Source organism: Aureimonas mangrovi, assembly GCF_014058705.1.
GTDB classification, from domain to species: Bacteria; Pseudomonadota; Alphaproteobacteria; order Rhizobiales; family Rhizobiaceae; genus Aureimonas; species Aureimonas mangrovi.
In genome coordinates this window covers 600,613-627,453 of the sequence record NZ_CP059692.1, presented here as the reverse complement: position 1 = coordinate 627,453, position 26,841 = coordinate 600,613, and the positions used below count along the sequence as shown (strand labels likewise).

The window sequence follows — 26,841 nt, the reverse complement described above, 5'->3', positions numbered from 1 at the left end:
AACCACCCCAATCGGCTCATGGTTCATAGGCGTGCATGATCAGGACACGCGCCGTAGCGGTGGATGTGGTAGGGCTGCCTGGCCAGGCCGGGGCAGTGCTGATTAACGACGTCTGCCAGTTTGAGGCTGAGCATCTTAGCATCTTCAGTTGCGCCTTCGAGCCGCTCTCGCGCAGCCTCGACCTTCTGCGCCAGCCGGCACAGATCGATCCCGACAGGCTGCCTGTTCTCGACGCGCATCGTCCCGCCGACCATCACCGAATGAACGGCCGTTCCGTCTTCGGTATGGACAAGCTGGTTGACGGGGTCGTTGACGGGCATCCAGTTCGGATGATCGAGATCGAGGAAGACGATATCGGCCTTGTAGCCGTCGGCAATCCGTCCGATCTTTTCCATACCAAGGGCTCGCGCACTTCCAGCCGTCGCAGCTCTGGCGACCTCACGGGTCGTCAGCCAAACGGACGTGTCCGGTGAGCGGCTCTTTGAAACGAGCGAGGCAAGACGCATCCCCTCAAACATGTTCAGGTTGTCCGAGCAATTCGCTCCATCTGTGCCGACGCCGACGTTCACGCCGAGGTCCATCATCGTGCGCACGTCCGCAAGGCCGCTGCCCAGGCGCATGTTGCTGCTCGGGTTGTGCGCAACGGATGCTCCGTGTCCGGCGAGGATACGCATGTCTTCGTCGTCCAGCCACACGCCGTGCGCCACCGTGAAGTCGGGCCCAAGCAGACCGAGGGAGTCGAGATGCGCCGTCTGCGTGCGCCCGTAGCGCCGCATCCCAGTTATGACCTGCACCTTCGATTCCTGAACATGGCTGTGCAACCCAAGCCCATGCTCGCGGGCTATCCGGGCGCAGCCGAGCATAAATTCGTCGGAGCAATGATGCGGAATGGTCGGAGCGATCGCCGGGCGAACGATCTCGTGATCCAACGGCCATCGCTGGACGGCATCACGCATGACCGAAAGGCACGCTTCGCGAGGGGCCAGCCGGAAGCGCTCAACCTCGCCGCGTAGATTCTCCGGGATCGCCTCCATGAGGCCCGGAATGGCTTCGTAGAACGAATACTCCGCCACCATAGGGGCGACCACGGCACGCATTCCGGCGTCGGCATAGGCCGAAGCGCAGGCGTGCAGACCGTCCACTGTCGGTAGTGGAAACTCTGCGGTCAGGTCGTAGGCCGCCGTGCAGCCCTTCATCAGCATCTCGACGGCCCCGACAAAGGTCGAAAGGTATTTGTCCTCCAGAAGCCGGCCGCCACCGATCCAAGGTCCGGCATTAAGCAGGAGTTCAAGCGTCCAGAGATCACCCATCCCCTTGGCGAGAACCCCATGACCATGCGTATGGGCGTTGACCAGACCGGGATGCAGCAGGCGCCGCGAGGCGTTGATGATCTGCGCATCGTCCGGCGCGTCCATTCCGGGCGCCCCAATGGCCAGGATCGAATCCCCCAGGACAAGGATATCGCGTGCGTCGGCGGTGCCGCGATCCACGTCGAGGACCAGTCCACCGCGAATAACCGTCGAAGTCGTCATGTCATTCGTGCCTTATCGATATGCTCAGCGAGCCGCATCGCTCGCCCATGGAAATGCCAGCCGCTCGACCAGAGCGACGATCTGAAACAGGGCAATGCCGAGAACCGAGAGGACGATCAGGGCGGCCCAAGCCAACGACACCTGGAAGAACGCCGTGGAGGTGACGATCAGATAGCCAAGGCCGCGATCGGCGTTGACGAACTCGGCCACCACCGCGCCCACCACGGACAGCGTGATGGCTGCCTTCAAGCCCGAGAAGATGAACGGCACCGCGTAGGGAAGACGGATACGCACCAGCTCCTTCCATCGGTTGGCGCGGCAGGCCCGCCCTAGTTCGATCAGTTCGACCGGCACCGATTGAAGCCCCGCCGCGATCGCGAGAACCAACGGAAAGAAGGCGACAAGGAACGTGATCACGACGCGCGGCATCTCGTTCGCGCCCATCAGCACGACCAGGATCGGGGCCAATGCGACCTTCGGAATCGACTGCGTCAGCACCAGAAAGGGATAGATGGCGTTTGCCATCGTTCGCGACGAGGTTATGGCAACGGCAAGCGGCAGGCTGACCACGATCGAGGCGATGAAGCCAAACGTTATGGTTCGACCCGTCGCCAGGGTATGGCCGGCCACGTTCGCTGCGTTGGCCTGCAAGGCCTCCCAGATCGCACTGGGTGCGGGGAAAAGGTAGCCCGGAATGGCGAACAGGTGAACGCTCGCCTCCCATACGGCAACGAGAGCAACCATGACGATCAGGGGCGTCAGCGCCTCCTGTGCCCAACTGGGAAGCTTCTTCAACCTACGCGGCCTGGGCTCGGTCTCCGAATATGAGAGCCCGGATGCGCTGGGTGCACTTTTGGAACTCATCGCGGGACTCCATGCTGAAGGTTCGGGGACGCGGAAGGTCGACGTCGATCACCTCGGCGATACGACCAGGACGCGGCGACATCACCACGACCTGGTCGGCCAGAAGGACCGCCTCGGAAATGGAATGTGTGACGAACAGGATGGTCTTAGGCGCCTCGGACCAGATCCTGAGCAGTTCGATGGTGAGCTCTTCGCGCGTCAGTGCGTCGAGTGCACCGAACGGCTCGTCCATCAGCAGGATCTGAGGATCGTGGACAAGCGCCCTGCAGATGCCCGCGCGTTGCTGCATGCCCCCGGACAGTTCACGCGGATAGCGATCCACGAAATCGGCAAGGCCGACCAAAGTAAGGAGCTCGCGCGCACGCTCGACCGACTGTTCCGTGCAGATGTTCATCATCCGCGACGGAAAGAGAACGTTCTCGAGGATCGTCGCCCACGGCAGCAGAGTAGGAGATTGAAACACGATCCCGGTTTCGGCGCGCGGCGACTCGACCGTGGAGCCCTCGATGGACACGCTTCCCCGCGTCGGCGGCACGAGCCCTGCGACAAGCCTCAGAAGGGTCGACTTTCCGCAGCCGGACGGCCCGACCAGACAGACGAACTTGTTGAGATCCACGTCCAGCTGGATGTTGTCCAACGCGATCACGGATGAACCATTTCGCGTCTCGAAACTCTTCGAGACGCCATTGATCGAGATCATCCCGCTCATCCTACTCTGACGGCAGGAAAGACGTGTCGAAGGCTTGGGTGGGATCCCAATCGAGATCCAGACCTTCCGCTTCTGCAACGGCCTGCCAGGTCGTAGCGAGACGCTCGGCGTCGACAGTGCCCAGACCGGCCTCGCGCGAATGGTCGTTGAACACGAATTCCAACGTCGCACTCAGCGACCCCATGCAATCGTCCATCGCCACTTCGGGCACCCGCTGGACGTGAAGTTCGCAGGCCTCCTCAGGATTGTCCCGCGCCCATTCGAACGCCTCGTGAACAGCGGCAACGAACCGAGAGACGAGTTCGGGACGCTCCTCGATCGTTCGATCGGACGTAATCAGAGAGGCCGCGTAGATCTCGAACCCAGCCTCGACGAAGGGCAAGACCACGATCGACTCGCCAGCGCTCTCGGCGGCCTTGTTCTGGTAGTAATGATGGATGGAATAGAACGGGGCCGCATCGATATTGCCCGCGATCAGCTGAGTGGCCATCGCACCACCATCCATGTTGACCCAGTTGATCGAAGAAGCGTCGGTCCCCGACTGCTCTGCGATATGGGGGAAGTAGACGCGGTGGCTGTTACCCGGGGTGATGCCGATACGCTTGCCGTCCAGGTCCGAGAAGCCGGTGATCCCGGAACTTTCGAGGACAAAGAGGGAATGAGGCGAGTGGGAGTAGAGGGTCGAGACGACCTTGACGGGAACGTCCTGACGCGCACGGCCCGTCAGAACAGCGCCCACGTCGGCGACGCCGAAGTCGAAGCTTCCCGATGCCAGCTTGATAACGGTATCGCCTGAGCCGTAGCCGCGCGTGATCGTCACGTCGAGGCCATGCTCAGCGAAGATTCCCTTCTCCCAGGCTCCGTAATAGGCCGCATGCTCGCCGGACGGGATCCAATCCGTCTGGAACGCCACAGGCTCGAGATCTTGCGCTCCAGCCGCGCCTGCGCCGAAGACGAGAAGTGCCGCTGAGAAACTGGCTAAGCTCTTTGGCATCTGGGGAGTTCCTTATGTCCATGGAAAAGCTCCAGCAGATTATCGACTGGAGCGAACAACGCGGGTGAACCAATCTGCTGAAGAGGCGAAACTGACGATCGTCTCGGCATTGACGAGTTGCGAAATAGGAAACACTGTTGCTTTGATGGAGCGTTGCGGCTGCGTGCGCCGCCGTCAAGCGGCTTTGGAGATGTTTTCTTGACGTTGCTTATACTTTACTCATTATGGTCGGAATTGATGCGTGACTTGCCAGTTGATTACGCATTTCCGCAGGATGTCTTATGAAGTCGATCCAAGCCGGCCTACGGATCCTGAGCCTTTTCAAGGATGCAAGCACCCCTCTCGGTGTGATGGACGTGGCGCAAGCGGCAGGGCTTACGAAAAGTCATGCATCCCGCATCCTCTCCGCGCTTCGTGACACGGGCTATCTCGCGCAAGATCCGAGAACGAGACGGTATTCCGTGGGGATCGAGAGCTTCTCTATCGGCATCCGGTTTGTTGCAGAAAGTCCCATCACCAGAGCAGCCCTGCCCATCATGCGCGGATGTTCGGAGTCCACAGGACATTCAGTATTCATAAGCGTGAGAGACGGGAGCGTTTGTCGCCATATTCTCGCGTTCGAAGGACGTCACTTCGAGGACACGCAATGGCGTGTGGGCGTGCCATTAGCGCTGCACGCGACTGCGTCCGGGAAAGCGCTGGTCGCGTTTTCTCCGAACGAAAGCGCCACTCCAGCAGCACAATTGGAACTCCGGCGGCTTACACCGAAGACGATCACCGATCCTTGCCAATGGCATGGTGAACTCGAAATGGTCCGGGGGCGGGGGTGGGCCGAAGCGCGAGGCGAAACCGTTCCGGGCCTGGCAGCTTGTGCAGTGCCAATCTTCGGTTATCGTGAATGTCTGGTAGCTGCTTTTGGGATCGTGGCACCCCAGCATGCTCTGACAGCAGCATCCGTGCCAGCGACGGTCACCGAACTGCACGTGGCAGCACGCCGTCTTTCTTATACGCTGGGTGCTCGAGCCTATCCTTTCTGAACGAACACATCCGGACTGGCCGCGCCCCTTACGTTCGCGAAGATGGACGTGAACTCCCCAGCGCCAGCTGTATCAACCACGGCTACGGAGCGCCTGCGCTGCACCACAGCCGGCGTTAGCGGTTCAATCGGACTTTCGTCAGCGTGTTCGCCAGACAAATTTCGCTGCCGCTGTGCCTCGGTTGTGGCTTTGAACGTAGCAGCTGTTAGGGATAGGCAACCAGCGGGCTTAGAAAATGAGCCGGAATCGCTCAGATTCTCGTTCGAAATCAATGGCTTGTGCTGGCGGAGAGGGAGGGATTTGAACCCCCGATGCCCTTGCAGGCATGCCGCATTTCGAGTGCGGTGCATTCAACCACTCTGCCACCTCTCCGTCCGAGGCGGGAAGCATCACGCTGCCCGAAAAAGCAAGGGGCCGAAGCCCCCGTGGTCATGGCGCCCTGAGACGCGAGCGCTCCCATATCAAAGCCGGACGGCATTTCGCAAGAGGAGATATGCGCTTGCCAAGCCGCACCGGCCGGGGTGCACAACTGCGAACCGGCTCGGTAGGCCAGACGCCGCTGCCGCAAGCAGCACCGGAAATCGGCTGAGGATAAGGGCGGTGGAGAAGGCCCCGCCCATCGTCCCGACGAAAGGCGCGCGAGGCCATCGCATGGTCCTCGGAACGGATCGTCGAGCGAAGCTTTCGGGGCGGATCGAGCGAGGCACCAAGGCAAGGGGCATGGGAGAAAGCTTGCCCCGTCGCCGATGCCGCGCCACCGCTCAGCCTTGACCGCACAGGCCGATGCGGCTATGCAACGCGCGGTGCCCGAAGGGCGTCATCCAAGAACCACAAAAAGGCCGCCCGGTGGCTCGTCCGCCAGAGCCGGCATCGCAAAGGCAGATTCTCATGTTCGCAGTCATCAAGACGGGTGGCAAGCAGTACCGCGTCGCCGCCAACGACGAATTCACCATCGAACGGGTGGCGGGCGAGGCTGGGGACACTGTCTCCTTCGCCGAAGTCCTGATGGTCGGCACCTCCATCGGTGCGCCCTTCGTGTCCGGCGCGTCCGTCGTCGCCGAGATCGTCGATCAGGTCCGTGGCCCGAAGGTCATCTCGTTCAAGAAGCGCCGCCGCCAGAACTCCAAGCGCACGCGCGGCCATCGCCAGGACCTGACCCTGATCCGCATCTCGGAGATCCTGACCGAGGGCCAGAAGCCTTCGAAGAAGGAGCAGAAGGCCGCCGCCGCCGAAACCCCGGCTGTGACCGAGAGCGCGACGGACGAGGCACCCAAGGCCGAGAAGCCGAAGCGTGCGACCAAAAAGGCAGACGCCGAGACGAACGAGACCGCGACCGAGGCGGCTGCGAAGAAGCCCCGCGCCACCAAGAAGAAGGCAGAGGGCGCCGACGAGGCGTAAGACGTAGAGAGGCCGCCGACGCGGCCCTTGCGCAACGAGATTTGAAACGAAAGCGGCGCGCCGCGAGGCCTTCGAGCCCGGCCGCCGGAGACGATCAGGAGACTGAACGATGGCACACAAGAAAGCAGGCGGCTCTTCCCGCAACGGTCGCGATTCCGAGTCCAAGCGCCTCGGCGTGAAGAAGTTCGGTGGCGAGAACGTCATCGCCGGCAACATCCTCGTTCGTCAGCGCGGCACGCGCTGGCATCCGGGCGCGGGTGTCGGCATCGGCCGTGATCACACGCTGTTCGCCCTCACCGACGGCACCGTCGCGTTCCAGCGCAAGTCGCAGGGGCGAACCTACGTCGCCGTGATGCCGAAAGCCGAAGCCGCCGAATGACGCAGGTGCAGTTCGAGCGCCGGCGTCCCACCGACCCGGCGCTCACCTGAGACCCTCATCGGGCCAGGGAAGCGGAAAGAAGGGGAGATGGGCCGCCATCTCCCCTTTTCGCGTTCCTGGAGGGAAAATCGATGAGCGAAGAGACGATCGAGGACGAAGAGTGTCTTCTCACGCGCAGGCTGCTGCTGCGGCCGGTGCGCCAGACCGATGCGCAGGCCATCGCCACCTTGGCGAACGACCGGCACATCGCCGAGATGACCGCCCGCATACCCCATCCCTACCGGCTGGAGGATGCCGACGCCTTCATTGCCGGCCTCGGGGAGGAGCGGGCCTTCGCGGTCACGCTCCGCGAGCGGGGCACCTTCATCGGCGTCGTCGGGCTCCAGCCGCGTGAAAGGGCGGTGACAAGCTTCGAACTCGGCTACTGGCTCGGCCGCCCGTTCTGGGGCGAGGGCTACGCGACGGAGGCGGCGCAGGCCGCCATCGACAAAGCCTTCGGAGCGCTCAGCGCCCAATGCATCGAGGTGCGGTGCCGCGTCGTCAACGCCGCCTCGCGACGCATCATCCAGAAGTGCGGCTTCCATTATGCCGGCACTGGAATGGACGTGTCGCGCACGGTCGGTCGCGTGGCGAGCGAGACGTACCGGATGGACCGGCGCTGCTGGCAGTCGCTCAAGGAATGGGGCGGGCGGTGAAACAACTCGCCCTCCTCGCCGTCGCGGCTGTCTTCGCGTTCGCGGCGGCGCTCTTCTGGCAGGCGCGCCAGCCTTCGCAGGACGGCGAGGCGTTCGACCTCGCCGCCTTCTTCGCCGGGCGGAGCGTCATCGAAGGGTCGATCCTCACCCTCGCCATGTTCGAGGAGCCGTTCACCGCGCGCTTTGAGGGCACGGTGGAGGGAGACAGCCTGAGACTGGAGGAGCGCTTCGCCTTCGCCGACGGAGAGCGGCTGCAGGTCTGGGAGCTTGCGGTGTCCCCGTCGGGCGCGGTCTCGGGAACGGTCGAGACCGAGATGTCGGATGGGGCGCTCGCCCCAGCCGTGCCCGTGTCCGGTGCCTCGAGCACCTCGGGCGTGGTCCTTGATTATGAGGGGCACGCGCCTGGCGGCGGCGCGCGCACCTTCCGCTTCCGCCACCATCTGCGTGGTCAGGCGGGCGGAACCGTACGCAACCATGTGGTGGTGTCGAAGTTCGGCCTGCCGCTCGCCACGTCGCGGGTCGTCTTCGCCAAAGACCCCGCCACCCTTTCCACTGCGCGCGGCGACCGCTAAGAACGCCGCGAGACGAAAAGAGCCAGGACAATGAAGTTTCTCGACAAGGCCAAGGTCTACGTTCGCTCGGGCGACGGCGGAGCCGGCTCGGTGTCGTTCCGCCGCGAGAAGTTCATCGAGTTCGGCGGGCCGGACGGCGGCGATGGCGGACGGGGCGGCGACGTGTTCGTCGAGGCCGTATCGGGCCTCAACACGCTGATCGACTATCGTTACCAGCAGCATTACCGCGCCAAGACCGGCATGCACGGCATGGGCCGCAACCGCACGGGCGGCAAAGGCGCGGACGTGACGCTCAAGGTGCCCGTCGGCACGCAGGTCTTCGCCGAGGACGGCGAGACGCTTCTGTTCGACCTGACGCAGGTCGGCCAGGTCGAGCGTGTGGCCGCCGGCGGCAATGGCGGCTTCGGCAACGCCTATTTCAAGACGAGCGTGAACCAGGCGCCGCGCCGCGCCAATCCCGGCCTCGAAGGAGAGGAACTGACGATCTGGCTTCAGCTCAAGCTGATCGCCGACGCCGGCCTCGTCGGCCTGCCGAACGCCGGTAAGTCGACCTTCCTCGCCTCCGTCACGGCCGCCCGGCCGAAGATCGCGGACTATCCCTTCACCACGCTCCACCCCAATCTCGGCGTCGCGACGGTGGACGGCTCGGAGTTCATCATCGCCGACATCCCCGGTCTCATCGAGGGCGCGCACGAGGGCGTGGGCATCGGCGACCGGTTCCTCGGCCATGTCGAGCGCACACGCGTTCTCTTGCATCTCGTCTCGGCGGTGGAGGAGGACGTTGCCTACGCCTACCGTACCGTGCGCCGCGAACTTGCGCTCTATGACGAGAGCCTTGCCGCCAAGCCCGAGGTCGTCGCCCTGTCGCAGACCGACGTCCTCGACCCGGACACGCTGGCCGAGAAAATGACCGCGCTCACCGCGGAAGTCGGCCATTCGCCGATCCCGCTCTCGGCCGTTTCGCGCCAGGGCATCCCGGAGGCGCTGCGCCGCCTGAAGCGGGAGATCGACCGCATGGCGACCCCCGCCGAGAACGAGGCGCAGGCTGAGGATGACGAGAAGCGCTTCGGCGCCAGCCTGAGCGAAAAGGACTGGCGCCGGTGAACCTTCTCGCCGGGCATCGGCGGATCGTCGTCAAGATCGGCTCCGCGCTGCTGGTCGACCGTGAAAGCGGCCTGCGGCGCGAATGGCTGACCTCGCTCGGGGCTGACGTTGCGCGGCTGCGCGCCGAGGGGCGCGAAATCATGCTGGTCTCGTCCGGGGCTATCGCGCTTGGCCGCACGGTCCTCGGCCTTCCCTCTCGTCCACTGCGGTTGGAGGAAAGCCAGGCGGCGGCCGCCGTCGGCCAGATCGCGCTCGCGCGCGCCTATTCCGAGACGCTGGGACGCCACGGCATCGAGACGGGGCAGATCCTGCTGACGCTCGGCGACACCGAGGAGCGGCGGCGCTATCTCAACGCCCGCGCCACGGTCGGCACGCTTCTGTCGCTCGGCGCCGTCCCGGTCATCAACGAGAACGACACGGTCGCGACGTCGGAAATCCGCTACGGCGACAACGATCGCCTCGCCGCGCGCGTCGCGACCATGATGTCGGCCGACCTCCTCGTCCTCCTGTCGGACATCGACGGACTCTACACCGCGCCGCCGGCCAGCGATCCGTCGGCCGCGCACATCCCGCACGTCGCGGCGATCACGCCGGAGATCGAGGCGATGGCGGGTGGCGCGGCCTCGCTCACCTCGCGAGGCGGCATGAAGACCAAGATCGACGCGGGCAGGATCGCCACCGCCGCCGGCGCGGCGATGATCATCACCGCCGGCGACCGGCTGAACCCGCTTGCCGCCGTCGAGCGCGGCGAGCGCGCCACCCTCTTCTCTCCTGTCGCCAATCCGGTGACCGCGCGCAAGCGCTGGATCGCCGGCCATCTCAACGCGGCCGGGCGCCTTACCATCGATGCCGGCGCGGTGCGCGCGCTGAACGAGGGCCGCTCGCTCCTGCCCGCCGGGGTGAAAGCGATCGAGGGCGAATTTTCGCGCGGCGACACCATCTTGGTGCTGGACGAGGCCGGCATCGAGGTGGCTCGCGGGCTCGTCGCCTATGATTGCGACGAAGCTCGTCGCATCGCGGGCCTGCGCACCGATGCGATCGAGGCCGCGCTCGGCCATGCGCCCCGCGCGGCGATGATCCACCGCGACGATCTCGTCACCGCCCTGCCCGTCGGATCGCAGGAGGATCTGCATCATGCCTGACGGCAACGGGGCGGCGCTGATCGTCGAGGCTCTGATGGCGGAGCTCGGGCGCCGCGCCAAGGCGGCCGCTCGGGTGCTGGCGACGGCACCGACGCAGACGAAGGACGCAGCCCTCTCCGCGATGGCGAAGGCCGTGGAAGCAGCGAAGGCCGACATCCTCGCCGCGAATGCGCAGGATCTTGCCCGCGCGCATGAGGCCGGCATGGCCGCCGCCTTCGTCGACCGTTTGACGCTGACCGAGGACCGCATCGCCGCCATCGCGCAGGCGCTGCGTGACGTGGCCGACCTGGCCGATCCCGTCGGCGCCGTCACAGAGCGCTGGACGCGGCCGAACGGGCTGGAGATTTCCCGCGTGCGCACGCCGCTTGGCGTGATCGGCGTCATCTATGAAAGCCGCCCCAACGTGACGGCCGATGCCGGTGCCCTCTGCCTCAAGGCCGGCAACGCGGTGATCCTGCGCGGCGGTTCGGATTCGCTCGCTTCCTCGCGCGCCATCCACGCCGCGCTGCAGGCGGGGCTGCGGGAGGCGGGCCTGCCCGAGGATGCGATCCAGCTCGTGCCGACGCCGGACCGCGCGGCGGTCGGCGAGATGCTCAAAGGGCTCGGCGGAACGGTGGACGTCATCGTGCCGCGCGGCGGAAAGAGCCTCGTCGCGCGTGTGCAGACGGAAGCACGCGTGCCGGTCTTCGCTCATCTCGAGGGGCTATGCCACCTGTATATCGACCGCGCGGCCGATCTCGAGATGGCAAAGGACATCGCCGTCAACGCCAAGATGCGCCGCACCGGCATCTGCGGCTCGGCGGAGACGCTGCTCGTCGACCGCGCCGACGCCGGCACCCACCTCGTCCCGGTGCTGGAAGCATTGGCCGCTGCCGGCTGCGAGATCCGCGGCACCGGGGAGGTCCGCGCGCTCTTCCCCGCCGCGTTGCCCGCGAGCGAGGAGGATTTCTCCACCGAGTATCTCGATGCGATCATCTCCGTCGCGCTGGTCGACGGCGTCGAGGGCGCGATCGCCCATATCGAGCGCTTCTCCTCCGCCCACACCGAGGCGATCGTCACCGACGATGCGGCGACGGCCGAGCGTTTCCTGTCAGGCATCGATTCGGCGATCCTCCTTCACAACGCCTCGACGCAGTTCGCCGACGGCGGCGAGTTCGGCTTCGGCGGCGAGATCGGCATTGCCACCGGCAAGATGCACGCGCGTGGTCCGGTGGGCGTCGAGCAACTCACGAGCTTCAACTACCGCGTTCGCGGGACCGGCCAGACGCGCCCGTGACGTTGGACCTTCTCACGAGCGATCTGCGCATTCCACCCTGCGAGGCGGGCATGCGCATCGGCCTCTTCGGTGGCTCCTTCAATCCGCCGCATGGGGGCCACCTCCTCGTCGCCGAGACCGCGCTCCGTCGCCTCGGGCTCGACCGTGTCTGGTGGATGGTGACGCCCGGCAATCCGTTGAAGGATCGGGGCCAGCTTCGGCCTCTGGCCGAGCGCATCGCCGCCTCGCGCGCCCTGTCGCAGGACCGGCGGATCGTCGTAACCGGCTTCGAGGCGCGTCTGCGCAGCGCCTACACGGCCGACACCCTAGCCCTGTTGCGCGCGCGCAACCCTGACGTCGCCTTCGTCTGGGTGATGGGGGCTGACAGTCTGGCCGGTTTCCATCACTGGCGCTATTGGGAGCGCATCGCGACCACCGTGCCGATCGCGGTCGTCGACCGGCCCGACGCGACGCTCTCACCGCTCTACGCGCCGTTGGCGCAGCGCTTTCGGCGCGCCCGCCTTCCCGAGGCTCTGGCCGCCTCCCTCCCCTCGCGCGCGGCCCCGTCCTGGGTCTACCTGCACGGTCCGCGCTCCTCGCTCTCGTCCACCGCGCTGCGTGCAGCGACTTGAAAACGCCATGTGCCGCTGTCACATTTACTGATGTGGCGAAAGTGTTCGCCACTTTGGCACCAGCCCTGAAGAAGGAACGCCACCTCTGAGACCTGCGCCAGAACCGAAGGCCGTCTTCGACATGCCTTCAGACGCGCCCGCCGGCGATGACCGCGCCGTGCAAGACGCGCTCGACCGTGTGCTCTCCAGTCTCGACGATTCGAAGGCTGAGGACATCGTCTCCATCGACCTCGCCGGCAAGTCCGCCCTGGCCGACCACATGGTCATCGCCTGTGGCCGCTCGCACCGTCATGTCAGCGCCGTCGCCGATCATCTCCTGCGAGACCTCAAGGAAGCCGGCTTCGGCTCCGCCAAGGTCGAGGGGCTGCAGAGCGGCGACTGGGTGCTGATCGACACCGGCGATCTCATCGTCCACATCTTCCGCCCGGAAGTCCGCGCCTTCTACAATATCGAGAAGATGTGGACCGTGGCGGAGACCGTGGCCTCCAAGAGCGACGCGACCGTCCACTGAGACGGATGCGCCGCTCCGACATGACACGCGGCGCGGGCGAAAGCCCGTGCGCCTGACGCTTGCGGCCGTCGGCCGCATGAAGAGCGGGCCGGAGCGTGAACTGGTGGACCGTTACCTCGACCGTCTTTCACGCGCGGGGCCGTCCATCGGCCTCGATTTCGCGGGTGTCGTCGAGCTTCCCGAATCGCGCGCCGCGAGCGCCGACGAGCGCAAGCGGGACGAGGCCGCTCGCCTTCTGGCGGCTCTGCCGGAAAAGGCCGCACTCGCCCTTCTCGACGAGGACGGCAAGACGCTCGGCTCGGAACCGTTCGCCGAAAGGCTCGGCACGTTTCGTGACGAGGGTCTGCGCGATCTGGTTTTCGTGATCGGCGGGCCGGATGGCCTCTCCTCCGAACTGAAATCCGGTGCGGCGATGGTGCTCGCCCTCGGCCGCATGACCTGGCCACACCAGCTCGCTCGCATCCTCGTCGCCGAACAGCTCTACCGCGCGGCCACGATCCTCTCCGGGCACCCCTACCACCGGGCCTGACCGTCTCGCCTCATCGGCGTCTCATCCGTCCGGCATGCTCTGCCAAGGCCGGCGCAGGCTTCACGACCAATTGTCGGGCGCAATTGGTTGATCGAAACTTAATCCCCGCGCATTCAGGATGGCGGATGAAGCGGTCGGCATGGGACGAGGGCGGGTGAGACGGACCGGGATAGGACGGAACGGTGCGACAGCATCGGCCCGAAAGCCGTTTTCGGTTTTCGGACAGCCTGATGCGTAGGTTCGACGGGCGAGAGCGGCCCTCGTGCGTCCAGAGGGACGCGCAACGCTCTGGCTGCGCGATCGCGCGCGCCCTGTCCTTCGCCGCCGCGCTTTTCTGCACCCCGCTCCCCGTCGCGCATGCCGAGACCGGCGAGCCGAGCGGCGATGCGCCTCTCGCGCTCGCCGACATCATCGGCGAGGCCGAGCGCATCGCCGCCGCGCGCGAGAAGACCCGCGACGAGCTTCTGGAGCTCGGCTCCAGGATCACCCTCACGCAGGAGACGGCCGAGCGGCTCGACGCCGAGATCGCCGCAATTGCGCAGGACCGCGACGCCATCCGCGAGGCGATGATCGAGGCGGCCGAGGCGCAGAAGAACGCGAGCACGGAGCTGGCCGCCGTCGAGAGCGAACTCGACGAACTCGCCACCCGCGAGGGCGAGGTGCAGGAATCGCTGCGCCGCCGGCGCGGCACGCTCTCCCAGGTTCTTGGGGCGCTCCAGCGCATGGGGCGCAAGCCCGCCCCCGCGATCCTCGTCCATCCGGACGACGCGCTCGGCTCGGTGCGCAGCGCGATCCTCCTCGGCTCCGTCGTGCCGCGCATCCGCGAGGAGGCGGACGCGCTGGCGCTCGACCTTGCCGAACTCGCGCAGCTTCGCGAAGGCATCGAGACACGCAAGCTCGCCTTCGCGGATGGTCTCGCGCGCCAGCGTGAGGAGGAAGCGCGTCTCCAGCGCCTGTTTGCCGAGAAGGAGCGGCTGGAGGCCGACAGCCGCGAGGCGCTGGCGGCGATGAACCGAAGGGCGGCCGAACTCGCGGGCGAGGCGAACTCGCTGCAGGATCTCATCGGCGCGCTGGAGACCGATCTTGCACAGGCGCAGGCTGCCGAGGAGCAGGCGCGCGAACTCGCGGCGCGTCAGGCCGCGGAAGCCGAGGCCCGACGGCTCGCCGCGCTCGAGGAAGCACGCGAGCGCGCGGCGGCGGCGCTGGAAGCCGAAGCGCAGGCTGCGGCCGAGGCGGAGGCGAGCCGGCTGGCGGCTCTGGAGCCTCCCGAACCGGAACGTCCCCAGTACGATATAGCGTCACTTCGCCGTGACATGGCCCAGCTCGACGTCTCGGCCCCATTTTCGACAATGAAGGGGACTCTCACTCGTCCCGTGGTCGGGGCGGTCAGGCGCGCCTTCGGCGACGACGACGGTTTCGGCCGCAGGACCGAGGGCACCACCTTCCAGTCCCGCGCGGGCGACATCGTCACGGCGCCGGCGGACGGACGGATTCTCTATTCGGGTCCGTTTCGTTCCTACGGGCAGCTCTTGATCCTGAACGCGGGCGATGGCTATCATATCGTATTGGCGGGCATGCGCGAGATCGACGTCGATGTGGGACAGTTCGTGCTGGCGGGGGAACCCGTCGCCGTGATGGGTTCCAGAAGACTGGCAAGCGCTGGCGCGCAGGACCTTCCGGGAACGGAGCCTTCGCTCTACGTGGAATTCCGCAAGGACGGCAAACCGGTCGATCCCGCCCCCTGGTGGGCGGATGGACCTTCGGGAAGGACGGGGAATGATTCGTAAGCTCTCGGTACTCTTCGCGGGCGCGCTTCTGGGCGCGACGGCGATGACCGCCTTTGTCGGGCCGCATTCCGGCGTCGCGAACGCCGCAGGATCGGACACCTATCGCCAGCTCGCCATCTTCGGTGACGTCTTCGAGCGCGTCCGCTCGCAGTACGTGGACGAGCCGGACGATCAGAAGCTGATCGAAACCGCGATCAACGGCATGCTGACCTCACTCGACCCGCACTCCTCCTACATGAACGCCGAGCAGACGGCCGACATGCGGACCGAGACGCGCGGCCAGTTCGGCGGCCTCGGCATCGAGGTCACGATGGAGAACGAGCTGGTCAAGGTCATCTCCCCCTTCGAGGGCACTCCGGCCGACAAGGCCGGCGTCCTCGCCAACGATCTCATCGGCGAGATCAACGGCGAGCAGGTGCGGGGCCTGACGCTCTCCGAGGCGGTGGACCGGATGAAGGGCGACATCGGCACCTCCGTCGACCTCACCATCATCCGCGAGGGCGCGGCCCAACCGGTGCGCCTGACCATCGAGCGCGCGGAAATCCGTGTGCCGTCCGTGCGCCATTCGCTGGAAGCCGACATCGGCTACATCAAGCTCCTGCGCTTCAACGAGCAGACCACCGTCGGCCTGGAAGACGCGATCGCAGACATCAAGGAGCAGGCGGGCGACAACCTGAAGGGCTACGTCCTCGACATGCGCCGCAACCCCGGCGGCCTCCTGGACGAAGCCGTCAGCGTCACCGATGCCTTCCTCGAGAGCGGCGAGATCGTCTCCACCCGCGGCCGCAACGCCGAAGAGACGCGTCGCTACAACGCCCGCTCGGGCGACGAGATCGACGGCAAACCCCTGGTCGTCCTCGTCAACGGCGGCTCGGCCTCGGCTTCCGAGATCGTCGCCGGCGCCCTGCAGGATCAGAAGCGCGCGACGGTCGTCGGCTCGCGGTCCTTCGGCAAGGGCTCCGTTCAGACGATCATTCCGCTCGGCCAGAACGGCGCGCTGCGGCTGACGACGGCGCTCTACTACACGCCGTCCGGCAGCTCCATTCAGGGACGCGGCATCAATCCGGACATCGTCGTCGAGCAGCCCTTGCCGCCCGAGATCATGGAGCAGATGGGCATCACGCAGGAAGACCTCGACGCGCGCCGCGGCGAGTCTTCCCTGCGTGGGCACATCACCGGTGCCGAGGAGAACGAGGAGGGCTCCGGCTCGCTCGATTACGTGCCGCCCGAGATGGCCGACGATCTCCAGCTCCAGTACGCCTTCCGCCTCCTCAACGGCCAGGAAACGCACGCCGCCTTCCCGCCGCAGCAGGAAGCCTCGGTCGCCAACTGATCTGAGAGTACATCGAGAAAGGCCCGGACACCCCTCCGGGCCTTTCTCGTTTCCGGTCCGACCCGCCCGGCACGAGCCCAGCCGTGTCAGGCTCGGACCAGACCCGAAGACTAGGGTCGCTGGCCGGATGCGCACGAGCCGCACATCAAGGCCGCCCGAGCGGCGATCCGGCGCCATGCGGAGTGTCCATGCCCTCTCCCCTCGCCACCGACGCCCTTTCGCGCGACAGCCGGCAGACCGCGCCGTTGCATGATCTCGGTGCGCCTCTTGGCATGGGACGGCGCGAGACGCCGCGAGTCCCTCGCACGTGGAAAGGCCCGGCCGTCGTCGCGATGCTGGCGCTGGCTGTTTTCGGCGGCTCGCTGGCGACGGCGCTGCGCGAGCCCGACTTTCAGCGCGTCTCCCATTTCAGCCAGCCGCTCCCCGCGCTGCCACAAAGTGACCCGCTGGCGACGGCGATGGAAGCGCGACGCGATTCCGGCCCGACGATTACCCGCATGAATGGCGACGGGGGCGTCAGCATCGTGGAGGCCTCGCCCTTCGCGGTCGATCAGAGCTACACCGGCTCGATCCGCGTCGTGGAGCCGGGTTCGTTGCGCCAGCCCGCGCGCATGGCCCATATTCCCGACGCCGCCCTGATCGAGGCTTCGTCCTTCGGAGACCTTCCGCGTCGCGCGGCGGACGGTCGTCGTCCGCTCGACGTTTACGCCGGTGCGCCGGGCTCCGGCTCCGGCACGCGCATCGCGCTTGTCGTCGGCGGCCTCGGCATCTCGCAGACCGGCACGCAGGCGGCCTTGCGCGCGCTGCCACCCGCTGTGACACTCGGCTTCGCCGCCTCCGGCAACAGCCTCGACCGCTGGATGCGCGAGGCCCGCCAGCATGGCCACGAGCTCGTCCTCCAAGCGCCGATGGAGCCCTTCGGCTACCCGAACGTCTCCCCCGGCGCGAACACGCTGACGACGGAGGCGGCCGCCGCAGGAGACCTGTCGGACCTTCACCGCGCAATGGCACGCATGACCAACTATGTCGGCGTCATGAACTTCATGGGCGCACGTCTTTCGTCCGAGCCCGCAGCGATGGACGCTGTGCTGGCCGATGTCGGCCGGCGCGGCCTTCTGTATCTCGACGACGGCTCTTCGCCCCGTTCGGCCGCGCGCGATGCCGCGATGGCCGGCAGCGTGCCCTTCGCGCGCGCCGAACGCCTGCTGGACGCCGTGCGCGACCGCGAGGCGATCCGCACGGAGCTCGACATCCTCGAACGCTCGGCGCGCGCGCAGGGCTCGGCGATCGGCGTCGCGAGCGCCTTCGACACATCCGTCTCGGCGATCGCCGAGTGGGTGAGCGAGGCGCAGGGCCGCGGCGTCGAGATCGTGCCGGTCTCCGCCCTTGCTTACGATCCCGAGCTGCGCTGACACATTGCCTTCACGGCGTCGAGGCCATAGGTCACGGCATCCCCGCTGGAGCGCCCGATGACTGATCCGATCGATTTCAACAACCTCCCCTATCGCCCCTGCGTCGGCATCATGGTGCTGAACGAGTCTGGCAAGGTCTGGGTGGGCAAGCGCGTCGTCGAGCCGAAGGGTGAGATGGATGGCGCGGTGAAGCTCTGGCAGATGCCGCAGGGCGGGATAGACGAGGGTGAAGAGCCCCTGCCTGCCGCCAAGCGCGAGCTCTACGAGGAAACTGGCATCGAATCGGTCGAGCTTTTGGCCGAGAGCGACGGCTGGATCGACTACGATCTTCCGCCCGAACTCGTCGGGGTCGCTCTGAAAGGTCGCTTCAAGGGCCAGACGCAGAAGTGGTTCGCTTTCCGCCTGACCGGGCCGGAGAGCGAAATCCGCATCGCACCGCCGCCCGGCGGCCACACGGCCGAGTTCGAGGAATGGGGCTGGAAGACGATGGACGAGGTGCTCGACCTCGTCGTGCCTTTCAAACGCGCGGTCTACGAGCAGGTCATCGCGGGGTTTCGGTATCTGGAACGCGCCTGACGCCCGGCAGGCGATCCTCGCGCGTTGCACCAAATAAAAAGGCCGGCAATCGCCGGCCTTCGTCGTTTCCGCCTGTGCCCAACGGGTCAGGCGTTCAGCGCCTCGCGAGCGTTGAGAAGATCGGCGAGGCGCTTCTCGGAGCGCATCTTCACCGCGTCTGTTTCCGCGTCCGTGACGTCCTCGCGCGCGTTCTGGATCTGCTGGTCGAGATCGGCCGCGTCGAGGTCTTCGACGAAGATCGCGTGCTCGGCAAGTAACGTGAAGCCTTCCGGATTGATGTCGGCGAAGCCACCCTGGATGAAGATGCGGCGCTCGCCCCCGCTTGCCAGCGTCGCCTGCACCACGCCCGGCTTCAGCGTCGCCATCAGCGGCGCGTGATTCGCCATGACGGTCATGTAGCCTTCGGTGCCCGGCGCGATGACGGCGCTCACCTGCTCCGACAGAAGCAGCCGCTCGGGGGAAACGAGTTCGAACTTGAAGCTGTCAGCCACGGGTCGCCTGCCTGGTCAGAGCGGCCTCGAAATGGCGGGCCGCGGTGTCGAACTTGTCGCGGCAGCCGGGGTTGCAGAACCCGACGACCGCGCCCTTGTAGGTGGTGAGAGCGTCCGCCATGATCGGTTTTCCCGACCACGGACAGGCCTCGTTGACGGCGTCCTCGATGCGAAGGTCGCCGCGCTCCATCGGATCAGGCCGCCTCGGCGGCCATCTTCTGGGCCTTCTCGACGGCCATGTCGATCGAGCCCACCATGTAGAACGCCGCTTCCGGCAGATGGTCGTACTCGCCCTCGACGAGGCCCTTGAAGGAGCGGATCGTGTCCTCAAGCGGCACGAGCTGGCCCGGCGAGCCGGTGAACACCTCGGCGACGAAGAAGGGCTGCGAGAGGAAGCGCTCGACCTTACGGGCGCGCGCCACCGTCAGCTTGTCCTCTTCAGACAGCTCGTCCATGCCTAGGATCGCGATGATGTCCTGCAGCGACTTGTAGCGCTGGAGGATCTGCTGCACCGCGTTGGCGACGTTGTAGTGCTCCTCGCCGACGATCAGCGGCGAAAGCATGCGCGACGTCGAGTCCAGAGGATCGACGGCCGGGTAGATGCCCTTCTCGGAGATGGCGCGGTTGAGAACCGTGCGCGCATCGAGGTGGGCGAAGGACGTGGCCGGCGCCGGGTCGGTCAGATCGTCGGCGGGCACGTAGATGGCCTGCACAGAGGTGATCGAGCCCTTGGTCGTGGTGGTGATGCGCTCCTGCATGGCGCCCATGTCGGTCGCCAGCGTCGGCTGGTAACCCACCGCCGAGGGGATGCGGCCGAGAAGCGCCGACACCTCGGCGCCCGCCTGCGTGAAGCGGAAGATGTTGTCCACGAAGAACAGGACGTCCTGGCCCTGGTCGCGGAAGTTCTCGGCGATGGTCAGGCCCGTGAGCGCGACGCGGGCGCGCGCACCCGGGGGCTCGTTCATCTGGCCGTAGACCAGCGCGGCCTTCGAGCCGGCGGTCGAGCCGCCGTTCTCGTGCGGGTCCTTGTTCACGCCCGATTCGATCATCTCGTGGTAGAGATCGTTGCCTTCGCGGGTGCGCTCGCCGACGCCGGCGAAGACCGAGTAGCCGCCGTGGGCCTTGGCGACGTTGTTGATCAGCTCCTGGATCAGAACCGTCTTGCCGACGCCCGCGCCGCCGAACAGACCGACCTTGCCGCCGCGCGCATAGGGCGCGAGCAGGTCGATGACCTTGATGCCCGTCACGAGGATCTGGCTCTCGGGGTTCTGCTCGATATAGGGCGGGGCCGGCTGGTGGATGCCGCGCACCGTGTCGGAGGCGATCGGGCCGACCTCGTCGATCGGCTCGCCGATGACGTTCATGATGCGGCCGAGCGTGGCGTCGCCGACGGGCACCTGGATCGGGGCGCCGGTGTCCTTCACCGGCTGGCCGCGAACGAGGCCTTCGGTGAGGTCCATCGCGATGGTGCGCACGGTGTTCTCGCCGAGGTGCTGGGCGACCTCGAGAACGAGGCGGATACCGTTGTTGTCGGTTTCCAGCGCGTTCAGGATCGCCGGAAGCGCGCCGTCGAACTCGACGTCGACGACGGCGCCGATGACCTGTGCGACGCGGCCAGTGCCGGTGGGTACCATGGTGTCAGCCATCGAAGGCCTCCTTTAGAACCGTCTTTCGCGGCGCCGGTCCGGCCTCAAGCCTCCGTCGCCCTCTAGCATGCCCTGCGACCGGCGAGCCGGCCGCCCTTTTCGTCAGAGCGCCTCGGCGCCCGAGATGATCTCGACGAGCTCGGTCGTGATCTGCGCCTGGCGCTGCCGGTTGTAGGAGATCGACAGGCGGTTGATCATGTCCCCGGCATTGCGCGTGGCGTTGTCCATCGCGCTCATGCGGGCGCCCTGCTCGGAAGCCGCGTTCTCGAGAAGCGCGCGGAACATCTGGATCTTGATCGAACGCGGCAGAAGATCCGCGAGGATCGCCTCGGGCTCCGGCTCGTACTCGTAGAGCGCACCGCCGACGGTCGCCTCGGGTACGTCGCCCTCGGCCTCGACGACGGCCGGGACCACCTGCTGGGCCGTCGGCTTCTGGGTGATGACGTTGACGAACTCCGAGTAGAAGATCGTCGCCACGTCGAACTCGCCCGCCGCGAAGAGGTCCATCACCTTGTCGGCGACGTCCTCGGCATTCGCAAAGCCCACCGTCTTGGTGTCACGGAAGTCCATCCGCTCGATGACCTTGCCACCGTGATCGCGGCGCAGGAGATCGTAGCCCTTCTTGCCGACGGTGATGATCTTCACCGTCTTGCCGTCGGCCTCGAGGCGTCGGATGTGCTCGCGGGCCAGGCGCGCGATCTGCGCGTTGAAGCCGCCGCACAGCCCGCGATCGGCCGTGAAGACGATCAGAAGATGCGTCTTGTCCTCGCCCGTGCCGGTCATCAGCGCGGGCGCCTCTCCGGCATCCATCGCGCTGGCGATGTTGGCCATCACCGAGGCCATGCGCTCCGAATAGGGGCGCGCAGCCTCGGCCGCATCCTGGGCGCGGCGCAGCTTGGCCGCCGCGACCATCTGCATGGCCTTGGTGATCTTCTGCGTCGCCTTCACCGAAGCGATGCGGTTTCGCAGATCCTTGAGCGAAGCCATGTCGGTCGTCTCGTCTCCGTCTTAGAGGCCGGCGCGGTCGATCAGGAGAAGGACTTGGCGAACTTGTCGATCGCCGCCTTCAGCTTGCTCCGGGTCTCGTCCGAGAGCTGCTTCTCCGTGGCGATCGTGTCGAGGATCTCCTTGTGCTCCGAACGCAGCGAGGTCAGGAGACCCTGCTCGAACGGACCGACCTCGGAGACCTTCAGCTTGTCGAGGTAACCCTGCGTGCCCGCGAAGATCACCGCCACCTGCTCCTCGGTCTTCAGCGGCGAGAACTGCGGCTGCTTCAGAAGCTCGGTCAGGCGCGCGCCGCGGTTCAGGAGGCGCTGCGTGGCGGCGTCGAGATCCGAGCCGAACTGCGCGAAGGCCGCCATCTCGCGATACTGCGCGAGCTCGCCCTTGATCGAGCCGGCGACCTGCTTCATCGCCTTGACCTGCGCAGCCGAGCCGACGCGCGACACCGAGAGACCGACGTTCACCGCCGGGCGGATGCCCTGGTAGAACAGGTTGGTCTCGAGGAAGATCTGACCGTCGGTGATCGAGATCACGTTGGTCGGGATGTAGGCCGACACGTCGTTGGCCTGCGTCTCGATGACCGGCAGCGCCGTCAGCGAGCCCGAGCCCATCTCGTCGTTGAGCTTGGCGGCGCGCTCCAGAAGGCGGGAGTGCAGGTAGAAGACGTCGCCCGGATAGGCCTCGCGGCCGGGCGGGCGGCGCAGCAGCAGCGACATCTGGCGGTAGGAGACCGCCTGCTTGGAAAGGTCGTCATAGGCGATCACGGCGTGCATGCCGTTGTCGCGGAAGAACTCGCCCATCGCGCAGCCGGTGAAGGGCGCGATGTACTGCATCGGCGCCGGGTCCGAGGCCGTGGCCGCGATGACGATCGAGTACTGCAGCGCGCCGCGCTCCTCGAGCGTGCGGACGAACTGCGCGACGGTCGAGCGCTTCTGGCCGACGGCGACGTAGATGCAGTAGAGCTTGTCCTTCTCGGAGGCGCCGGCGTCATGCGCGGGCTTCTGGTTCAGGAAGGTGTCGAGAAGGATCGCGGTCTTGCCGGTCTGGCGATCGCCGATGACGAGTTCGCGCTGGCCGCGGCCGATCGGGATCAGCGCGTCGATGGCCTTGAGGCCCGTTGACATCGGCTCGTGAACCGACTTGCGCGGGATGATGCCGGGCGCCTTGACGTCGACGCGGCGGCGCTCGCCGCCCTCGATCGGGCCTTTGCCGTCGATCGGATTGCCGAGACCGTCGACGACGCGGCCGAGCAGGCCCTTGCCGACGGGAACGTCCACGATGGCGCCGGTGCGGCGCACGGTGTCGCCTTCCTTGATCTCACGGTCAGAGCCGAAGATGACGACGCCGACATTGTCGGATTCGAGGTTCAACGCCATGCCGCGCACGCCGCCCGGGAATTCGACCATCTCGCCGGCCTGGCACTGGTCGAGCCCATAGACGCGGGCGATACCGTCACCGACGGAGAGGACCGTGCCGACTTCGGAGACTTCCGCGTCCGAGCCGAAGTTCTTGATCTGGTCTTTCAGGATTGCGGAGATTTCCGCGGCGCGGATGTCCATCAGCCGACCTCTTTCAGAGCGAGCTTGAGCGAATTGAGCTTGGTGCGCAGCGACGTGTCGACCTGGCGCGATCCGATGCGGACCACGAGGCCGCCGAGAAGGGCGGGGTCAACGCTCTCGCGCATGGTGACTGTCTTGCCGCAATAGGTGCCGAGCGCGGCCGAGAGCTCGGCGCGCTGCTCGTCGGTCAGCGCATGGGCGCTGACGACCTCGGCCTCGACCTCGCCGCGATGCGCGGCGGCCAGCCGGCCGAATTCGGAGATGATCTGCGGCAGCGCGAAGAGGCGGCGGTTGCCGGCGACGACGCGCAGGAAATTGCCGGTAAGCTGCGAGGGCTTCACCGCATCGACGACGGCGGAGACCGCACGCTCCTGCTCGACGGCGGTGAAGACGGGGCTCGTCACCAGCCGGCGGAAATCGTCGCTCTCGTCGATCAGGGCGCGGAAGCGCTGGAGTTCCGATTCAACCGTGTCGAGCGAGCCTTCGTCGCGCGCAAGTTCGAACAGGGACTGGGCGTAGCGTTCTGCGACTCCGGATACCGGAGAGGATGACTTTGCCACGGACGACCGCTTCTCTCTCGCTTGACGTTCGAACCCGGTGCAGCCCCCCTGCGGAGCACGCCGGCCTTTCGAAACCGATCCCTGAAACATGGCATGGGCGCGCCGCATTCGGGCGCCCGCGCTGCCGATGGGGGGTCGTCTAGCATAGCGATCCGAGCCCGACAACCGCGCTATGACGCGGTTTGCGGGCTGATTTCCACCCATCCCGCCCATGCGGCGGCGAGACGGTTCAGCCGAAGGGGACGAATCCGAGGACGGGCGCGAGGCACAGGGCCGCCAGAACGGCGTTCAGCGCCAGAAGCGCCCAGTTGGCGACGGTCGCGCCGGCATCGAAGAGAATCGACATCAGGCGCCCGAAGCCCGTGAAGAGCCACGCGGCGCCGAGCGTCATCTGCAGGAAGGGCTGATCGTAGAAGAGAAGCGCGACAATGCCCGTTCCGAGCCAGAAGCCGGCGAGCGTGCCACGAATCTCGGCCACCGCCTCGGGGTGCGCCGGCGCGGTGTCGAGGTGCAGCGCCATCAACACCACGCGCGGCGCCAGAAGCGCGGCGAGGCCGAAAAGCGTCGTCAGCGCCGCCGCGACGAAGGGCAGCCAGTCGGCCGCATACAATGGCAGGGAGAATTGCATCGCTCGGCGGCGCTCCGTGTGTCTGAGGTCGAGGCTTACGCCCCCTTCCCTTCGCGAAGCCTGCGACGTGTGCCGACAGCATCGGCTCGAAAACCAGTTCCGGTTTTCGGAGAGCCTGATGCGTAGAGACAAGGTCGCTCTAGAGAAAACTCTGCGGGTCGACGTCGATCTGCACCTGCACCGAGCCGCGGATCTTCGGCGCGACCTCTGTCCACGCTCGCAGGAAGTCCTGCAGGCGGGCCGAGCGCGGCCCCTGGCAGAGCAGCCGGAAGCGGTAGCGTCCGCGCAGCAGCGAGAGCGGCGCCTCGGCCGGCCCCAGCACCTCCACGTCGAACCCGGAAGGCGCGGCGTTGCGCATTTCGCGGCCATGCGCCTCGGCGGCGCGCCGGTCGCTCGCCGAGACGATCACGGCCGCGAGGCGTCCGAAGGGCGGCAGGCCCGCCCGCTCGCGCTCGGCGATCTCGCGTTCGTAGAACAGTGCGGCGTCGCCGCTCGCGATCGCCTGCATCACCGGATGCTCGGGCTGGAAGGTCTGGATGAGGCCGCGGCTCTTCAGGCCGGAACGCCCGGCCCGGCCCGTCACCTGATGAAGAAGCTGGAAGGTGCGCTCGGCCGCGCGCGGATCGCCGTTGGCGAGCCCGAGATCGGCATCCACCGCGCCGACGAGCGTCATCAGCGGGAAGTGATGCCCCTTGGCGACGAGCTGCGTGCCGATGACGATGTCGGCCTCGCCGTCCGCAACCGCATCGAGCTCGCGCCGCAACCGCCGCGCCCCGCCCGGCAGGTCGGAGGAGAGGAGGATCGTGCGCGCCTGCGGGAAGGTCGCCAGCATCTCCTCTGCGATGCGTTCCACGCCCGGCCCGCACGGCACGAGATGATCGAGCGTGCCGCAGTGCGGGCAGGCGTCGGGCCGGCGCTCGGCATGGCCGCAGTGATGGCACTGGAGCTGGCCGCGCAGCCGGTGGTCCACAAGCCATGTCGAGCATTGCGGGCACTGGAAGCGATGGCCGCAGGCCCGGCAGAGCGTCAGCGGCGCGTAGCCGCGCCGGTTGAGGAAGAGAAGCGCCTGCTCGCCGCGCGCCAGCGTCTCGGCGATCGCCGTCGAAAGGACGGGCGAGACGAAGCGGCCTCGTTCGGGCGGATGACGGCGCATGTCGACGAGGTGAAGGTCCGGCAGCGCCGCCGCCTCGAAGCGCTCGCCGAGCTTCACATGCGCGTAGCGCCCGCGCTGCGCGTTGACGCGGCTTTCCACCGAGGGCGTCGCCGAGGCGAGGATCGCCGGGCAGCCCTCCAGATGCGCGCGCACCACAGCCATGTCGCGCGCATGGTAGAAGGTGCGCTCCTCCTGCTTGTAGGCGGGGTCGTGCTCCTCGTCGACGACGATGAGGCCGAGATCCGTGAAGGGGAGGAACAGCGCCGAGCGCGCCCCCGCGACGACCCGCACGCGGCCCTCGATCACTTGGCGCCAGACCTTCTCGCGCGAGCGCGGCGGCGCGTCGGAATGCCATTGTGCGGGCTCGGCGCCGAAACGGGCATGGAAGCGGTCGATGAAGCTCTGCGTCAGCGCGATCTCGGGCAGGAGGATCAGCACCTGCCGGCCCTTCTCGAGCGCCTTTGCCACGGCCTCGAAATAGACCTCCGTCTTGCCCGAGCCCGTCACGCCCTCCAGAAGCGTCGTCGAGAAGCCGCCCGCCTCCACCGCGCAGACGAGCCGGTCGGCCGCCTCGCGTTGCCCGGCCGAAAGCTCGGCGCGGGTGTATCCGATGTCGGGCTCGGGCACGACGGGTGGCGGCGGCAGGCGCACGGGCTCGAAGACGCCCGCCTTGGTCAGCCCGTCGATCACCGATGGCGTGACGCCGGCCGCATGCGCAAGGCCCGCCTTCGTCCAGGCCTGCCCATCCTGCGCCAGCGCCAGGACGCGCGAGCGCGCATCGGTCATGCGCGGCGGTGCCTCGCCGGAGAATCGCAGGGCGTCGATCATCGGCTCCGGGTCGAAGGCGACGGGCGTTCGAAGCGTCATGCGCGCGACGAGGCCGGGTGGCGAGATCGTGTAGGCCGCGACCCAGTCGACGAAGCGACGGGAGCTTTCAGGGAGCGGCGGGCACTCGAACGCGTGGGCGATTTCTCGCAGGCGCGCCGGATTGACCGCCTCGCCCTCTCCGTCCCACACAACGCCCGGCACGAGCCGCGGCCCGAGCGGCACGGCGACAATGGAACCGGGGCGGACCTCGATTCCCTCCGGCACCGCATAGGAATAGGCGCGCGGCGCCGGCAGCGGCACCATGACGGGCACGACGCGCGCCCGCGCTTGCGCCTCGGGCTCGAAAAGCCCTTCCGTCGGCGTGGTCTTGTCGGATTTCCTGAGGTTGCGGGCGGGCAAGGTGGAAGAACGAATCCTATATGACGAGACGACGGCCATGTCGCTTGGGTGCAAGCTTGATGTGGAGCCTCGCACCAAGCGGTGCTATGCCCTGCCCGAGCGAAGCGGGCAAAT

General features: G+C 66.8%; 27 protein-coding genes and 1 tRNA gene. 15 read left to right on the top strand and 13 right to left on the bottom strand.

The genetic code is table 11. The features are described 5' to 3' along the window. Positions 1-23 precede the first annotated feature (23 nt). From H1343_RS02950 to H1343_RS02935, 4 genes are read right to left on the bottom strand one after another with little or no spacing between them, the layout of a single operon-like run. A complete protein-coding gene (locus H1343_RS02950) occupies positions 24-1,532 on the bottom strand; it encodes an amidohydrolase family protein (RefSeq protein ID WP_185984480.1) in 1,509 nt (502 codons plus the stop codon). A gap of 24 nt (positions 1,533-1,556) precedes the next feature. Continuing rightward, positions 1,557-2,327 carry an ABC transporter permease gene (locus H1343_RS02945; protein ID WP_210270067.1) on the bottom strand — a complete coding sequence of 257 codons (771 nt, stop codon included), beginning with the start codon at positions 2,325-2,327 and terminating at the stop codon, positions 1,557-1,559. Position 2,328: 1 nt separating this feature from the next. Then, the gene (locus tag H1343_RS02940) at positions 2,329-3,096 is read right to left on the bottom strand and encodes an ABC transporter ATP-binding protein (protein WP_185984479.1); all 768 of its coding nucleotides are present in this window, start codon (positions 3,094-3,096) and stop codon (positions 2,329-2,331) included. A gap of 10 nt (positions 3,097-3,106) precedes the next feature. Further along, complete coding sequence (locus H1343_RS02935) at positions 3,107-4,099, bottom strand: ABC transporter substrate-binding protein (RefSeq protein ID WP_185984478.1); 993 nt, start codon at positions 4,097-4,099, stop codon at positions 3,107-3,109. Between the two features lie 281 nt (positions 4,100-4,380). Here H1343_RS02935 and H1343_RS02930 point away from each other — a divergent pair, with 281 nt between their 5' ends. Next, positions 4,381-5,136 (top strand): IclR family transcriptional regulator, encoded by a 756-nt coding sequence (locus H1343_RS02930; protein WP_185984477.1) that lies wholly within the window; start codon positions 4,381-4,383, stop codon positions 5,134-5,136. A 282-nt stretch (positions 5,137-5,418) separates the two neighbouring features. Here H1343_RS02930 and H1343_RS02925 read toward each other — a convergent pair. Then, positions 5,419-5,508, bottom strand: a tRNA-Ser gene (locus H1343_RS02925). A gap of 516 nt (positions 5,509-6,024) precedes the next feature. Between H1343_RS02925 and rplU the strand changes: the two genes are divergently transcribed. From rplU to H1343_RS02855, 14 genes are all read left to right on the top strand, one after another. Continuing rightward, positions 6,025-6,534, top strand: coding sequence for a 50S ribosomal protein L21 (gene rplU, locus H1343_RS02920; protein ID WP_185984476.1), 510 nt, complete (start codon positions 6,025-6,027; stop codon positions 6,532-6,534). Between the two features lie 109 nt (positions 6,535-6,643). After that, positions 6,644-6,913 carry a 50S ribosomal protein L27 gene (gene rpmA, locus H1343_RS02915; protein ID WP_185984475.1) on the top strand — a complete coding sequence of 90 codons (270 nt, stop codon included), beginning with the start codon at positions 6,644-6,646 and terminating at the stop codon, positions 6,911-6,913. A gap of 131 nt (positions 6,914-7,044) precedes the next feature. Beyond that, positions 7,045-7,608 carry a GNAT family N-acetyltransferase gene (locus tag H1343_RS02910; RefSeq protein ID WP_185984474.1) on the top strand — a complete coding sequence of 188 codons (564 nt, stop codon included), beginning with the start codon at positions 7,045-7,047 and terminating at the stop codon, positions 7,606-7,608. Then, positions 7,605-8,180: a DUF3833 family protein gene (locus H1343_RS02905; RefSeq protein ID WP_185984473.1), complete on the top strand. Its 576-nt coding sequence runs from the start codon at positions 7,605-7,607 to the stop codon at positions 8,178-8,180. The genes H1343_RS02910 and H1343_RS02905 overlap by 4 nt, the downstream gene beginning before the upstream one ends. A 30-nt stretch (positions 8,181-8,210) precedes the next feature. Then, positions 8,211-9,284, top strand: a complete 1,074-nt coding sequence (obgE, locus tag H1343_RS02900) for a GTPase ObgE (protein WP_185984472.1) — start codon at positions 8,211-8,213, stop codon at positions 9,282-9,284. After that, entirely contained in the window at positions 9,281-10,426 is a 1,146-nt protein-coding gene (gene proB, locus H1343_RS02895) for a glutamate 5-kinase (protein ID WP_185984471.1), read from the top strand. Before obgE ends, proB begins: the two co-directional genes overlap by 4 nt. Next, positions 10,419-11,702: a glutamate-5-semialdehyde dehydrogenase gene (locus H1343_RS02890; RefSeq protein WP_185984470.1), complete on the top strand. Its 1,284-nt coding sequence runs from the start codon at positions 10,419-10,421 to the stop codon at positions 11,700-11,702. Before proB ends, H1343_RS02890 begins: the two co-directional genes overlap by 8 nt. A 50-nt stretch (positions 11,703-11,752) precedes the next feature. After that, positions 11,753-12,313, top strand: coding sequence for a nicotinate-nucleotide adenylyltransferase (locus H1343_RS02885; protein ID WP_246333519.1), 561 nt, complete (start codon positions 11,753-11,755; stop codon positions 12,311-12,313). Positions 12,314-12,434: 121 nt separating this feature from the next. Further along, entirely contained in the window at positions 12,435-12,824 is a 390-nt protein-coding gene (rsfS, locus tag H1343_RS02880) for a ribosome silencing factor (RefSeq protein WP_185984469.1), read from the top strand. Positions 12,825-12,870: 46 nt separating this feature from the next. After that, entirely contained in the window at positions 12,871-13,353 is a 483-nt protein-coding gene (gene rlmH / locus H1343_RS02875) for a 23S rRNA (pseudouridine(1915)-N(3))-methyltransferase RlmH (protein WP_185984468.1), read from the top strand. Positions 13,354-13,583: 230 nt separating this feature from the next. Then, positions 13,584-15,140, top strand: a complete 1,557-nt coding sequence (locus H1343_RS02870) for a murein hydrolase activator EnvC family protein (RefSeq protein WP_185984467.1) — start codon at positions 13,584-13,586, stop codon at positions 15,138-15,140. Further along, a complete protein-coding gene (locus tag H1343_RS02865) occupies positions 15,130-16,473 on the top strand; it encodes a S41 family peptidase (RefSeq protein WP_185984466.1) in 1,344 nt (447 codons plus the stop codon). The genes H1343_RS02870 and H1343_RS02865 overlap by 11 nt, the downstream gene beginning before the upstream one ends. 188 nt (positions 16,474-16,661) lie before the next feature. Then, positions 16,662-17,885: a divergent polysaccharide deacetylase family protein gene (locus H1343_RS02860; protein WP_246333262.1), complete on the top strand. Its 1,224-nt coding sequence runs from the start codon at positions 16,662-16,664 to the stop codon at positions 17,883-17,885. A gap of 57 nt (positions 17,886-17,942) precedes the next feature. Then, a complete protein-coding gene (locus H1343_RS02855; protein ID WP_185984465.1) occupies positions 17,943-18,461 on the top strand; it encodes an RNA pyrophosphohydrolase in 519 nt (172 codons plus the stop codon). 86 nt (positions 18,462-18,547) lie between these two features. Here H1343_RS02855 and H1343_RS02850 read toward each other — a convergent pair whose 3' ends face one another. The 8 genes from H1343_RS02850 to H1343_RS02815 form a co-directional block, all read right to left on the bottom strand. Continuing rightward, positions 18,548-18,952 (bottom strand): F0F1 ATP synthase subunit epsilon, encoded by a 405-nt coding sequence (locus H1343_RS02850; RefSeq protein WP_185984464.1) that lies wholly within the window; start codon positions 18,950-18,952, stop codon positions 18,548-18,550. Next, entirely contained in the window at positions 18,945-19,142 is a 198-nt protein-coding gene (locus tag H1343_RS02845; protein WP_185984463.1) for an eL24 family ribosomal protein, read from the bottom strand. The genes H1343_RS02850 and H1343_RS02845 overlap by 8 nt, the downstream gene beginning before the upstream one ends. Before the next feature lie 4 nt (positions 19,143-19,146). After that, entirely contained in the window at positions 19,147-20,598 is a 1,452-nt protein-coding gene (gene atpD / locus H1343_RS02840) for a F0F1 ATP synthase subunit beta (protein WP_246333260.1), read from the bottom strand. 102 nt (positions 20,599-20,700) lie between these two features. Continuing rightward, positions 20,701-21,585: a F0F1 ATP synthase subunit gamma gene (locus tag H1343_RS02835; RefSeq protein ID WP_185984462.1), complete on the bottom strand. Its 885-nt coding sequence runs from the start codon at positions 21,583-21,585 to the stop codon at positions 20,701-20,703. 41 nt (positions 21,586-21,626) lie between these two features. Continuing rightward, entirely contained in the window at positions 21,627-23,159 is a 1,533-nt protein-coding gene (atpA, locus tag H1343_RS02830; RefSeq protein WP_185984461.1) for a F0F1 ATP synthase subunit alpha, read from the bottom strand. Beyond that, positions 23,159-23,719: a F0F1 ATP synthase subunit delta gene (locus H1343_RS02825; RefSeq protein ID WP_185984460.1), complete on the bottom strand. Its 561-nt coding sequence runs from the start codon at positions 23,717-23,719 to the stop codon at positions 23,159-23,161. The genes atpA and H1343_RS02825 overlap by 1 nt, the downstream gene beginning before the upstream one ends. 229 nt (positions 23,720-23,948) lie before the next feature. Continuing rightward, positions 23,949-24,347 carry an AGROH133_08824 family phage infection protein gene (locus H1343_RS02820; RefSeq protein ID WP_185984459.1) on the bottom strand — a complete coding sequence of 133 codons (399 nt, stop codon included), beginning with the start codon at positions 24,345-24,347 and terminating at the stop codon, positions 23,949-23,951. A 139-nt stretch (positions 24,348-24,486) separates the two neighbouring features. Beyond that, the gene (locus H1343_RS02815; protein ID WP_281374687.1) at positions 24,487-26,727 is read right to left on the bottom strand and encodes a primosomal protein N'; all 2,241 of its coding nucleotides are present in this window, start codon (positions 26,725-26,727) and stop codon (positions 24,487-24,489) included. Positions 26,728-26,841: the final 114 nt, after the last annotated feature.